This is a genomic window from Streptomyces genisteinicus (genome assembly GCF_014489615.1).
In the GTDB taxonomy this organism is placed as follows: Bacteria; Actinomycetota; Actinomycetes; order Streptomycetales; family Streptomycetaceae; genus Streptomyces; species Streptomyces genisteinicus.
Map to the genome: position 1 here is coordinate 350,348 of NZ_CP060826.1, position 12,395 is coordinate 362,742.

General features: G+C 72.9%; 12 protein-coding genes. 11 read left to right on the forward strand and 1 reads right to left on the reverse strand.

Translation table 11 applies throughout. The annotated features are described in order from the left end of the window. Nucleotides 1-34 precede the first annotated feature (34 nt). The 11 genes from IAG43_RS33650 (at nt 35) to IAG43_RS33700 (ending at nt 10,371) form a co-directional block, all read left to right on the forward strand. Nucleotides 35-616, forward strand: coding sequence for a dihydrofolate reductase family protein (locus IAG43_RS33650; protein WP_187744931.1), 582 nt, complete (start codon nt 35-37; stop codon nt 614-616). 121 nt (nt 617-737) lie between these two features. Beyond that, on the forward strand, nt 738-1,511 hold the full coding sequence (locus IAG43_RS33655) for a thioesterase II family protein (protein ID WP_187744932.1): 774 nt from the start codon (nt 738-740) through the stop codon (nt 1,509-1,511). A 570-nt stretch (nt 1,512-2,081) separates the two neighbouring features. After that, the gene (locus IAG43_RS33660) at nt 2,082-2,510 is read left to right on the forward strand and encodes a hypothetical protein (protein ID WP_187744933.1); all 429 of its coding nucleotides are present in this window, start codon (nt 2,082-2,084) and stop codon (nt 2,508-2,510) included. Beyond that, nucleotides 2,507-3,457: a thioesterase II family protein gene (locus IAG43_RS33665; protein ID WP_187744934.1), complete on the forward strand. Its 951-nt coding sequence runs from the start codon at nt 2,507-2,509 to the stop codon at nt 3,455-3,457. Before IAG43_RS33660 ends, IAG43_RS33665 begins: the two co-directional genes overlap by 4 nt. Further along, nucleotides 3,454-5,979 carry an FkbM family methyltransferase gene (locus IAG43_RS33670; protein WP_187744935.1) on the forward strand — a complete coding sequence of 842 codons (2,526 nt, stop codon included), beginning with the start codon at nt 3,454-3,456 and terminating at the stop codon, nt 5,977-5,979. Before IAG43_RS33665 ends, IAG43_RS33670 begins: the two co-directional genes overlap by 4 nt. A 13-nt stretch (nt 5,980-5,992) precedes the next feature. Continuing rightward, nucleotides 5,993-6,844, forward strand: coding sequence for a 3-hydroxyacyl-CoA dehydrogenase family protein (locus IAG43_RS33675; RefSeq protein ID WP_187744936.1), 852 nt, complete (start codon nt 5,993-5,995; stop codon nt 6,842-6,844). A 53-nt stretch (nt 6,845-6,897) separates the two neighbouring features. Further along, nucleotides 6,898-7,152 (forward strand): acyl carrier protein, encoded by a 255-nt coding sequence (locus tag IAG43_RS33680; RefSeq protein WP_187744937.1) that lies wholly within the window; start codon nt 6,898-6,900, stop codon nt 7,150-7,152. A gap of 22 nt (nt 7,153-7,174) precedes the next feature. After that, entirely contained in the window at nt 7,175-8,359 is a 1,185-nt protein-coding gene (locus IAG43_RS33685; RefSeq protein WP_187744938.1) for an acyl-CoA dehydrogenase family protein, read from the forward strand. After that, the gene (locus IAG43_RS33690; RefSeq protein WP_187744939.1) at nt 8,356-9,381 is read left to right on the forward strand and encodes an HAD-IIIC family phosphatase; all 1,026 of its coding nucleotides are present in this window, start codon (nt 8,356-8,358) and stop codon (nt 9,379-9,381) included. The genes IAG43_RS33685 and IAG43_RS33690 overlap by 4 nt, the downstream gene beginning before the upstream one ends. 112 nt (nt 9,382-9,493) lie before the next feature. After that, the gene (locus IAG43_RS33695; RefSeq protein ID WP_187744940.1) at nt 9,494-10,120 is read left to right on the forward strand and encodes a hypothetical protein; all 627 of its coding nucleotides are present in this window, start codon (nt 9,494-9,496) and stop codon (nt 10,118-10,120) included. A gap of 62 nt (nt 10,121-10,182) precedes the next feature. Continuing rightward, nucleotides 10,183-10,371 carry a MerR family transcriptional regulator gene (locus tag IAG43_RS33700; RefSeq protein WP_187744941.1) on the forward strand — a complete coding sequence of 63 codons (189 nt, stop codon included), beginning with the start codon at nt 10,183-10,185 and terminating at the stop codon, nt 10,369-10,371. Nucleotides 10,372-10,992: 621 nt separating this feature from the next. Here IAG43_RS33700 and IAG43_RS33705 read toward each other — a convergent pair. Beyond that, nucleotides 10,993-12,369: an NAD(P)/FAD-dependent oxidoreductase gene (locus IAG43_RS33705; RefSeq protein WP_187744942.1), complete on the reverse strand. Its 1,377-nt coding sequence runs from the start codon at nt 12,367-12,369 to the stop codon at nt 10,993-10,995. Nucleotides 12,370-12,395: the final 26 nt, after the last annotated feature.

Consider the following 12,395-nt stretch of genomic DNA (forward strand, 5'->3'; position numbering starts at 1 on the left):
GGGGGTCGTCACCCATACGATACGGTTGGTCACCATGCGCAGCCTCACGTACTTCATCGCGGCGACCCTGGACGGCTTCATCGCCTCTCCCGACGCGGAGCACACCATGTTCCTGGAGGGGGAGGACCACGGGGCCTGGGTGCTCGACCACATGCCGGAGACGCTGCCGACGGCGGTACGGCACCTGGTGCCCGGCCTCGACGAGCGGGACAACGAGCGGTTCGACACCGTGCTGATGGGCCGGGGCACCTACGAACGCGGCCTGCGCGACGGCCACACCAGCCCCTACCAGCACCTGCGCCAGTACGTCGTCTCCTCCGGGCTGGAGGACTCCGAGGACCCCGCCGTCGAGGTGGTCCGGGACGACCCGCTCGACTTCGTCCGGACCCTGAAGAAGGAGGACGGGCTCGACATCTGGCTGTGCGGCGGCGGGAAGGCCGCCGCGGCGCTGCGGGACGAGATCGACGAACTCATCGTCAAGATCAACCCGGTGGTCATCGGTTCCGGCGTCCCGCTGTTCGACTCCGGCTACTCCCCCCAGCGCTACGAGGTCGTCTCGGGCCGGGTCTTCGACAGCGGCGTCACGATCATGACGTACGCCAGGGCGCGGTCCTGACGGACGCCCGCGGACCCTCCCGGTCCTGCGCTCGAGCAGCCCTCCAGGGGCGCTCCGGCGCCGCGAGAGCGCCCCGTGACTGGATACGGGCTGACCCGAACCAGCGATGGGGGAGAACGACATGGCGGCCAGCCCCGGCACGCGCAGCCCTTACCTCACCGTCTACCGCCCGTCCCCGGACGCCTCCGTCCGCCTCGTCTGCCTGCCCCACGCGGGCGGGGCGGCCAGTTTCTACGTCCCCGTGGCGCAGGCCCTCGCGCCGCGCGTCGAGGTCGTGTCCGTGCAGTACCCGGGCCGGCACGAGCGGTACGCCGATCCGCTCGTCCCGGACCTCGGCACCCTCGCCGACCGCATCGCCGAGTCCCTGCTGACCTGCACCGACCGCCCCTACGCGCTGTTCGGCCACAGCATGGGCTCCCTCGTCGGGTTCGAGGTCGCCCGCCGGATGGAGGCAGCGGGCCGGGGACCCCTCGAACTCTTCGCCTCCGGCAGCCGCGCCCCCTCCGTGGAGCGGCGCGGCCGGACGTGGCACGACATCCCGGACGACGTGTTCGTCGCCCGTGTGCAGTCCATGGGCGGCGCCGGATCGCAGCTCCTCGACGACCCGGACATCCGGCAGATGCTGCTGCCCGCCCTGCGCAACGACTACCGGGCCGTCGAGCGGTACGCCTACCGGCCCCAGCCCCCGCTCGCCTGCCCCGTCACCGCCTTCACCGGCGCGGACGACCCGCGGGTCACCGTCGCCGACGTGCGGACCTGGGCACACCACACCACCGGGCCCTTCGACGTCGAGGTCCACCCCGGCGGGCACTTCTTCCTCGCCGACCGCTGGACAGAGATCCTGGACACCGTCATCCGCCACCTGAAGGACCCGGCGCTGGACCCCTGCCGTTAGGGCGTGTGGGGAAACCCCCTCCCGGCCCGCGGCGCCCGGAGCGCCCTTCCCCGGCCACGGCCGGGAGATGCCCCGTGCCGCGTCGCCGGAGCCATCCGCTTACGCCCGGGACGGGGACGGTCCTCCGCCGTGTGATCGCGGCACCGGACACCGCTTCGGGCGGACGGGCCCGCTTCCGCGGCACGCCCCGCGGTGCACGGGCGGGTCGAGCCCCGGCCGACCACCGTTCGAGCGGCGGTCGAGCCGTCGTCGGGACAGTCGAGGCAGCGGGGACGCGCACTCCGGTCGTCCCGGCGGGCCGCCGCACACCGTCCCGGCGGGCCGGACCGCCGGACGCCACCGGGCCCCGACCCGCGCGCACCGCACCGCCGTTCACGGCCACGCGGCCGCGCCGGCGTGCGCGCCGGTGACGCCGTCGCCCCGCCACCGGCCCGCCGACGGGAACCGCGTACGACGGGCCGCGTACGACCGGCACCGTCGGAGCGTCCCGGAACATCCCGGCGCGTCCGTCCGCCGCCGGCCCGCCGGCCGTGTCCCGTCCACCACGATCCTCCGATCCTCTGGAGTGCCATGTCCCGTCGCCCGTTCCCCCCGCGGTCCGCGACCGCGGGGCGTCCCGACAAGGTCGCCGGCCGGACCGGCGACACACTCCCCGACCCGCTCCCGCAGGCGCGCCCGGCACCCGGGGCGGCGCCCGGCCCCCGGGTCACCACCGGCCTGGTGCACGCGGCGTGCGAGGTCTCCAGCACCTCCTACGCGCCGAACGCGCAGCTGGTCCGGGACAAGATCCTCGAGATCGGTCACGGCACCGGGAGGACGGACGCCGAGGGCTGCCCGGATGCCGGGCCGGCCGGCGGCCGGGTCCGCGCCGTCGCCCGGAGCGCGGACACGTCCCGGACCCCCGCCTGCTGCCACTGCTTCGGCGGGCTGCCCGACTTCACGTGGGAGCGCGCCGGCCGTGCCGGGCATCCCGCGGCCGCCGCGGGCCTCGCCGCATGACGGGCACCCGCCACGGCGCCCCGCCGGTGCGCCTGTACTGCTTCGCCCACGCCGGCGCGGGCACCTCCTCGTACGACGCGTGGCCCGGCCGGACCGGCCCGGGAGTCGAGGTCGTCCCGCTGCCGCTGCCCGGCCGGGGCGGCCGCGCGGGCGAACCGGCCGTCACCGGGCGCGAGGCGCTGCTCGCCGACCTGATGGACCGTTTCGCCGGCGCCCCGCGCCCGCAGCCGTTCGCCCTGTACGGGCACAGCCTGGGCGCGCTGGTCGCGTGGACCGTGACCCGCGCCCTGCACGAGGCCGGCCTGCCGGGACCCGCCCTGCTCGCCGTCGGGGCCTGCCCCCCGCCCACCGTGCCCTCCGTGCTCTCCGACGCCTGGGCGGCGCCGGAGGACGAACTCGTCGGCCTGCTGGCCCGGCTGGGCGCCGTACCGGACCACGCGGCCCCCGGCGGGTACTGGCACCGCACCGTCCTCCCCGTCCTCCGCGCCGACCTGACGCTGGGACACCGGCTGCGGGTCGCCGCCCGGGAGGCGGGCCCGCACGGTCTGCCGGACGTGCCGCTGCTCGCCGTCTCCGGTGAGCGCGACCCGCTGGGCACCCCGGGGGACATGGCGGAGTGGCACCGGTGGACCACCGGCCCCGCCACCTTCCGCACCGTGCCCGGTGACCACTACTTCGCGGGCGGCCCCGAGCTGCCCGCCCTGCTCGGCGACGTCTGCCGAAACCTGACCGGAACCACGACCGGAACCACGACCGGAACCACGACCGGAACCACGACCGAACGCACGACCGTAACCACGACCGAACGCACGCCCGACTGCTCCTCCGGTCTCGCTCAAGTCGGGGCCGACAGGGTCGGGATGACAGCGGACACCTCGGAGGGAACGGGGCGGCAGTGGGCTCGCTCACACCTTCCGGCCGGCCGTCATCTCCAAGGAGAGGCATGAGCCCCTACACGATCACAGCGGAAAACCAACGCGCGACGGCCGCACCGGACGACGCGAGGGAGCAGTGGCACCTGGCACTCGCCGAGGCCGCCGACGCCGCCCTGCTGGACGCCGGCCTCGCCGCGCTGCGCACCCGGCCCGACAGCGCCCTCACGGCCGCCGAACAGGTCGGTGTGGTGCGTGTCGGCGGCAGAACCGGACAGCACCGCGCGGCCGTCCTCACCGGCCCCGGCGGCCCGGTGGAGCTCGGCCCGGCCGAGACCGCGGGCGCCCGCGCCGGCGTCGCCCTCATGTTCCCCGGACTGGGCGACCACTACCTCGACATGGGCCGCGACCTGTACCGCGACTTCCCGGTCTTCAGGACCTCGGTGGACCGCTGTGCCGACGCCCTCGCCCCCGAACTCGGCCTGGACATCCGCGAGGTGGTCTTCTCCGCCGCCGGACGCCCCGAGCCGGCCGCCGCGGACCAGGCCCCCGTCATGGACCTGCGCCGCATGCTGGGCCGCGACACCCGCGAGCAGAGCGCCGAGGAGCAGCGCCTCAACGCCACACGCGTCGCCCAGCCCGCGCTCTTCGTCATCGAGTACGCGCTGGCCACCCTCTGGGAGTCGTGGGGCGTCAGGCCGGCCGTGATGATCGGCTACAGCCTCGGCGAGTACGTCGCGGCCACCCTGGCCGGCGTCCTGTCGCTGGAGGACGCGCTGGTCCTCGTCGCCCGGCGGGCCGCGCTCATCGACGAGCTGCCGGCGGGCACGATGCTCGCGGTGATGCTGCCGGAGGAGCAGGTGCTGCCGCTGACCGGCGGGAACATCTCGCTGTCCGCCGTCAACGGCCCCGAGTTCTGCGTGGTCGGCGGCCCGGTGGACGACGTCCGCGAGCTGGAGCGGACCCTCGCGGGCCGCGGCGTCGTCACCCGCCGGGTGACGACCACGCACGCGTTCCACTCGTCGATGATGGAGCCGATCGCCGACCGGGTCACCGACATCGCCCGCGGACTGACGCTCAACGCGCCCCGGATTCCGTACGTCTCGAACGTCACGGGCCGCCCCGTCACCGACGAGGAGGCCACCGACCCGGCGTACTGGGCCCGCCACCTGCTCAGCCCGGTCCGCTTCGCCGACGGCCTGCGCCACCTCGGCCAGGACCGCCTCCTGCTGGAGTCCGGCCCCGGCCAGACGCTGAGCAGCCTCGCGACCGTCGTCCGCGGCGGCGACACCGGCGCCGTCGTCGCCTCCATGCGCCACTCCCTGGAGCCGCACGCCGACACGACCGTCGCCCTGAAGGCCCTGGGCCGGCTGTGGCTCGCGGACGCCGACGCCGCCTGGCACGGACTGCCCTGCGCCGACCTGGCCGTCGAGGCGGGATCCGCCCCGGCGCGGAAGGACGCGGACGCCCCGTCGGAGACCGCCGTGAGCGAGACCGAGACCGGACTGCGGGCCGTGTGGGCCAGGATCCTGAAGAACGAGGACCTCCCCCGCGACGTCAGCTTCTTCGAGCTCGGCGGCAACTCGCTGCTCGCCACCCGCCTGATGCTGCGGATCAGCCGGGCCTTCGGCGTCGAACTGGCCCTGCGGCAGGTGTACGAGTTCGCCACCCTCACCCGCATGGCGGCGGCCATCGACGTCCTGCGCGACGGCGGCGACCCCGACACGGAGGGCGAAAGATCCGGCTCCTCGCACACCGGCAGCAGCCAGGCCCGCTTCCAGCTGCCCAACGGCCTGACGGTCCACCACCAGAACGAGGCGGAGACCCGCCACTTCTACGAGGACATCTTCGACCACCGCGTCTACGCCAAGAACGGCATCTCGCTGCGCAGCGGTGACACGGTCGTCGACGTCGGCGGCAACATCGGCCTGTTCTCCCTCTTCGCCCACTACGAGGCGCCCGGGGTGAAGGTCTACGCCTTCGAGCCCGCCCCGCCGATGTTCGAACTGCTCTCCAAGAACATCGCCGAGCACGGCGTCGACGCGAAGCTGTTCAACATCGGCATCTCCGACACCGAGGCCGAGGCACGCTTCACCTTCTACCCCCGCAGCTCCGGGATGTCCTCGTTCCACCCGGACGAGGAGGAGGAGAAGCACAACCTCCGCACCATCATCGCCAACCAGCAGACCGTCAACCAGCAGAACGCCGGTCAGCAGACCGACGGCCGGAACACGGACGAGGAGGCCCGCCGGCTCACGGCCTACGCCGAGGAGCTGATGGACGTCCGCTTCGAGGCCATCGAGTACACGGCCCGGCTGCGCCCGCTGAGCGCGGTCATCCGCGAGCAGGGCATCGAGCGCATCGACCTCATCAAGATCGACGTGCAGAAGAGCGAGCGACAGGTCATCGACGGCATCGCCGACGAGGACTGGCCCAAGATCCAGCAGATGGCCCTCGAGGCGCACGACGCGGACGGCGAGGTCGCACGCCTCGTCGCCCTGCTGGAGGACCGGGGCTTCACCGTCACCGCCGAACAGGACGAGCTGTACGTCGGGACCGACATCCACAACATCTACGCCGTACGCGGCGCACGGTAACGGAGCCGGACGAATGGAATTCACCACAGTAGGAGTCGTCGGCGCCGGCGTCATGGGCGTCGGTGTGGCACAGAACCTCGCGCAGACGGGCCACCAGGTCATCCTGGTGGACGTCTCGGAGGAGGTGCTCGACAACGCCAGGCGCGAACTGCGCACCAGCCTGCGCGCCTTCGCCCTCTTCAACCGGGCCGCCGCCGTCGATCCGGCGGCCGTGATCGAGAAGATCGAGTTCACCACCGACTACGAGCTCCTGGCCAAGGCCGACTTCGTGGTCGAGAACGTCACCGAGGACTGGAGCATCAAGGAGAAGGTCTACGAGCAGCTGGACCGCATCCTGAGGCCCGAGGTGCGGATCGCGGTCAACACCTCGGCGATCTCCATCACCCGCGTCGGCTCGGTCACCGGCCGCCCGCAGAACATCGTCGGCATGCACTTCATGAACCCGGTGCCGATGAAGCCGATGGTGGAGGTCATCCGCGGCCACCACACCACCCCGGAGACCATCGACACCGCCCGCAGGTTCCTCGCCGGGATGGGCAAGGAGTGCATCGTCGTCGAGGACGTGCCGGGCTTCGTGTCCAACCGCGTCCTGATGCTCACCATCAACGAGGCCGTCTTCCTGGTGCAGGACGGCGTGTCCACGCCGACCGACGTCGACCGCATCTTCAAGACCTGCTTCGACCACAAGATGGGGCCGCTGGAGACGGCGGACCTGATCGGCCTCGACACCATCCTGAAGTCGGTCGAGGTGCTCTACGAGAGCTTCAACGACAGCAAGTACCGGCCCGCACCCCTGCTGAAGAAGATGGTCGCCGCCGGCCTGCTGGGGCGAAAGAGCGGCGAAGGCTTCTTCTCCTACCGCTGACCGGGCCCCCGCACATCCACCGCAGGGCCCACCGAAACAGGACGGAACATGACATGAGCATTGACAACAAGGCGAAGATCGCGGAGTACCTGTCCCGCTTCTTCCCGGTGCAGGACCTCAAGGACGACGACGACATCTTCCAGCTCGGATTCGTCAGCTCGATGTTCGCCATCCAGCTCGTCTCCTTCGTGGAGCACGAGTTCGGCCTCACCATCGACAACGACGACCTGGAACTCGACAACTTCCGTTCCGTGGGAGCCCTCGACGCGTTCGTCAGCCGCAAGCTCTCCGCCCCCGTGGCATCCTGACACCCGAGGGGACGCCACGCTGATGACCAGCACGCTCACGGCGGAACAGGCCCAGGCCCAGAAGGAGTTCCGGGCCTTCGCCGACCGCCACGTCGTTCCGCACGCCGACGCGTACCACCGCACGCAGCGCACTCCGCCGGAGATCGTCGCACTGCTCGCCTCCGAAGGGCTGCTCGGCCTGCCGGTCGCGACCCGGTACGGCGGCGGCGGGGCCGACGCCGTGACACTCGGACTGCTCGCCGGGGAACTGGGGCGTGCCTGTTCGTCGCTGCGCAGCCTCCTCACCGTGCACACCATGGTGGCGCACGCGGTCGCGCGGTGGGGGAGCCGGGAACTCAAGGAGACCTGGCTGCCCCGCCTCGCCGCCGGCGAGAGCATCGGAGCGCTCGCCGTGTCCGAGCCGGGAGCCGGCAGCGACGCCGCGGGCGTCACCACCCGCCTCACCAGGGACGGGGACTCCTGGCTGATCGACGGCCACAAGACGTGGACCACGTACGGCGAGACCGCCGACGTCTTCCTCGTCCTCGGCCGCTCCCCCGAAGGGCCCACCGCCGTCCTGGTGGAGCGGGACACCGCCGGGCTGAGCACCGAGCTGATCGAGGACCTGATCGGCATCCGCGCCTCGATGACGGCGGACGTCCGCCTCGACGGCTGCCGGGTCCCGGCCGGCCACGTCCTCGCCCGGCCCGGCCTCGGCCTCTCCCACGTCGTCGGCACCGCCCTCGACCTGGGCCGCTACACCGTCGGCTGGGGCTGCGTCGGCATCGTCGACGCCTGCCTGGAGGCGAGCGTCGACTACGCGGGCAACCGGGAGACCTTCGGCACGCCGATCAAGGACCACCAGCTGGTGCGCCAGATGATCAGCAACATGTACACCGACGCCCGCGCGGCCCGGCTGATGTGCCTCGAAGCGGGCCGGCTGCGCGACGAGGGCGACCCCGGCGCACTCGCCCAGACGTCCACGGCGAAGTACTTCGCCTCGACCGCCGCGAGCCGCGCCGCGGCCTCCGCCGTGCAGATCCACGGCGCCAACGGCTGCAGCTCGGGCTTCCCGGTGCAGCGCTACCTCGGTGACTCCCGGGTCATGGAGATCATCGAGGGAAGCTCCCAGATTCATCAGATCGGCCTCGCCGAGTACGCGTTCCAGGAGCGCGCCCTCGTCCGTCACCGGAAGGCCGCTGCGACCCCCAGGAGTGAGGGACGATGACGACTGTCAAATGCGTGGTGTGGGACCTCGACAACACCGTCTGGGACGGAGTGCTCCTCGAGGACGGGGACGTGAAGCTGCGCCCCGGTGTCGTGGACGTCCTCAAGACCCTCGACGAGCGGGGCATCCTCCACTCGGTCGCCAGCCGCAACGACCACGACGCGGCCATGGCCAAGCTCGAGGAACTGGGCATCGCCGAGTACTTCCTGTACCCCCAGATCAACTGGGGCAACAAGTCGGACTCCGTGAAGGCCGTCGCCGAGGCGATCAACATCGGCATCGACACCCTGGCCTTCGTCGACGACCAGCCGTTCGAGCGCGACGAGGTCCGCTTCACGCACCCCCAGGTGCTGTGCATCGACGCCCTCGACGCCGAGCGCATCCCCGGCCTGCCCGAGATGCACCCGCGGTTCGTCACCGCGGACTCCCGGGAGCGCCGCCACCTCTACCGCGCCGACGCCGCACGCAACGTCGCCGAGGACGGCCACGAGGGCACGGCCGAGGAGTTCCTCACCTCGCTGAACATGCGCTTCACCATCGCGCCCGCCCAGGAGCGCGACCTCCAGCGCGCCGAGGAACTCACCGTACGCACCAACCAGCTCAACGCGACCGGCTACACCTACTCGTACGAGGAGCTGGACGCGTTCCGCCAGTCACCCGACCACGACCTGCTGGTCGCCGGCCTGGAGGACACCTACGGGACGTACGGGAAGATCGGGCTGGCCCTCGTCGAGCGCGGCCAGGACGCCTGGACCGTCAAGCTGCTCCTGATGTCCTGCCGGGTGATGTCGCGGGGCGTCGGATCGGTGCTGCTCGCGCACCTCATCCGTCAGGCCGCCGCCGCCGGCGTCAAGCTCCGCGCGGAGTTCGTCGCCACCAGCCGCAACCGCAGCATGTACGTCACCTACAAGTTCGCCGGATTCCGGGAGACCACCGACGGCGGCGAGATCTCCGTCCTGGAGCACGACCTCGCCCGCGTGCCCGAGTTCCCGCCGTACATGGAGGTCCTGATCGAGAGCTGACCTGGCACTGGATGCGTGTTCGAGCCGGGTTCCAGGACGCCGCGCCATACTTGCCCTGTCTGTAGGACCCCGCCGGAACCCGGCGGGAACGGGGGAGGGAAGCAGAGAACGGATGGCGATTCAGTCACTGTGCGAAGCGGGCCACTGCCGGCGCGACCGGCGGTCCGGGGAGTTCCAGCCGCGGACCGCCGCCCCGGGGCAGCGGCTCTGCCAGGTGTGCCGCGACCGGCTGCGGGACGATCTCGGCTCGCTGCCGGCCCTGTACGAGGACTGCGGAGAGGTGCTCTCGCCGGCCCGGCCGGGCATCACGGAACGGGTCAGCTCGGGCCGTGCCCGGCAGGGCATCCGGCTCAACGAAGCGGCCCTGCAGGCCCGCGGTGACATGATTCCGGTGCTCGCCTCCTGGGCCGGCACCGTCATCGCCGAGCGGCGCGTGGGGGGCCCGTCCCGGCGCGAGGCGGGCCCGCTCGCCGCGTTCCTCGCCCGGCATGTCGACTGGCTCGCCGCCCACCCGGCGGCGGGCGAGTGCGCGGCCGAGGTCCGCAGGGCCGTCAACGTCGCCCGCTCGGCGCTCGAGCCCCGGCCGGCGGTCCCCCAGGAGCTCGGCCCGTGCCCGGTCGGCGACTGCCCGGAGCGCGTCCTCACGGTGCGCGGACCCGGCCAGACGCACGCGGTGCGCTGCACGGCCGGTCATGTGCTGCCGCCGGACCGCTGGCTGCTGCTGAGCAGTCTCGCGTGAGTCCGGCCGGCGTCCCGCCCGGCCGACCCGCCCCGACACCACGCACTCACGGAAGGCGAACCATGACCCCCGTCAAGAACGCCGGCACCCGCACGGTCCCCACCAAGCTCGCCGCTCTCGCCGCGGGCGTCTCCGAGGCCACCATCCGGCAGTGGGCCACCCGCGGCAAGCTCACCCGCTACGGCCGTCCCGGCCGCCGTGAGTACTCCCTCCAGGAACTGACCGCCCTCGTCGCCAGGACCGCCGACTGACCGGTTCCGCCCGGTCCTCGCCGCAGGCGACGGGTCCCGCACCACTCCAGCGCGACGTGCTCGTCCGCCCCGCCCCGCCCGGGGCGGACCGGACGAGCACGTCGCGCTCGCCGTTGCCGGTGACCGCCCCGGGCGGCTGCCGCTCAGTCCTCGGCGGCGTCCGGAGCCCCGTGGGCCGGAGGGGCGCCGCGCCGTCCCGCACACCGGCCGGAAGCCGCGCCGCGGGCGGACCGGGGTCCCCGCCGGCCCGGTACCGGCCGGAGCCGGAGCCGTGCCATGACGAACTGGCCGGAACCCGCACAGTGACAGGCGATGGGCCGCATCCGCGTACCTCCGTTCCCTCGTTCCCGCACGTCCTGATGCCCTGATGCCCTGATGTTCCGGAGTCCCGGAGCCCCGATGTCCGGGAGTCCTGATGTCCCGGGGTCTCGGAGTCCCGCGCCTCGGGGGTCCGGTGCGCGGGCGCTTCGACCGCACGGCTCACGGCTTGCGCCGTCGCCGGCTGAGACGCGTTCACGACGTCGTTGCTCGTTGCTCGTTGCTCGTTGCTCGTTGCCGGCGCCCCGCGCTTCGCCGCGCGGCAGCGCGGGCGCGCACCCGCGCCCCGCCGCCCCGCCGGGATCAGCGCGACGACGCTGCCAGCACCTCGACCAGGTCCGCCCGGCTGGGTCCGGAGGGCGGCTGCGGGCGATGGCCGGACGCCCAGACCTCCTGAAGACGCCGCCGGTTCTCCGGGGTGTCCAGGCTGTCCAGCGGCGCCAGCAGCCCCGCCACCCGCTGCGCCGCCTGCCACAGGTGCGGATCGTGCTCGCCGGCCTCCATGAGGCTGAACAGGCTCACCGGCGGCACCCCCGCCCCCTGCGGCAGCGGATGCCCGTCGACCGAGGCCTGCCAGAGCCGGGTGCGGACGAAGTCGGCCTGGACCGAGTCGTCGTACCAGGGCCGCACCCACTCCTTGGCGCGGGCCGTGACCTCCCGCACGAGCCCGGGCAGCGAGCCCGGGTCGCCCGCGAACGCCTCGGCGAACATCACGGCCTGGTGCATCGCCACCGACGCGCCGCGCCCGAACGCCGGGTCCGTCGTGCAGAGCGCGTCGCCGAGCACGCCGTAGCCCAGGGGGGCCTCGGGCGCCAGACCGCGCAGGCTGTTGCGGAGTCCCGCCATCGGCACGACCTCGGTGAGCACCTCGGACGCGCCGTCGCGCAGCCACGGCTCGAACTCCGGGAAGAGCGCGGTGACCTGGTCGAAGGCGTCAGCCTCGCGCAGCGCCTTCAGGTCGTTGTCGTCGGGGAGGCGGCCGATGCCGATCGCGAACGTGCGGTTGTCGTGGTAGAACAGCCCGCCGCCGAAGCCGTCGCCGGCGACCATCGTCGTCACGCCGCGCTTGAGCGGCGGCCGGGGCACACCGTCCAGCAGCCGGTAGAAGCGGGTGTTGTACACGACCCCGCACTCCTCGTCGCCCTCCAGGACGGTGAACTCGTCCCGCAGCGGGGAGCGCCGGCCGGCCGCGTCGATGAGCACGCCCGCGTCGATGACGCCGCCGCGCACCAGGACGCCGCTGATCCGTCCGTCCTGAACCTCGGCCCGCCGCACCGACGTGCCGTAGCGGATCTCGGCGCCCGGCTCCCGGCGCAGGGCGCGTTCGAGCGCCCACTCCACGGTCGGGCGCCGCGAGGCCAGGACCACCAGGTCCTCGGCGCCGGCGGCAGCCTCTCCGGAGGGCGTCGCGATGCCGACCTCCTCGGCGCCGTGGGCCAGCAGGTCCTCCAGCACGTCGGGCAGGTGGGTGCGGAGGTGCTGCCGGAACAGTCCGAGGAACGTGTGCAGCTGGCGGGTCTGCGGGGCGCCGGGCCGGTGCCAGTCCCCGATCGCGGCCAGCTCCCCGGGCGGGGCCTGGTCACGCTCCAGAACGGTCACCTCGAAGCCCCGCCGGGCCAGCAGCAGCGCGGCGGACAGACCGGATATCCCCCCGCCCATCACCACGATCCGGTTGCTCATCACTGTCTTCCTTCCGTCGTCACAGG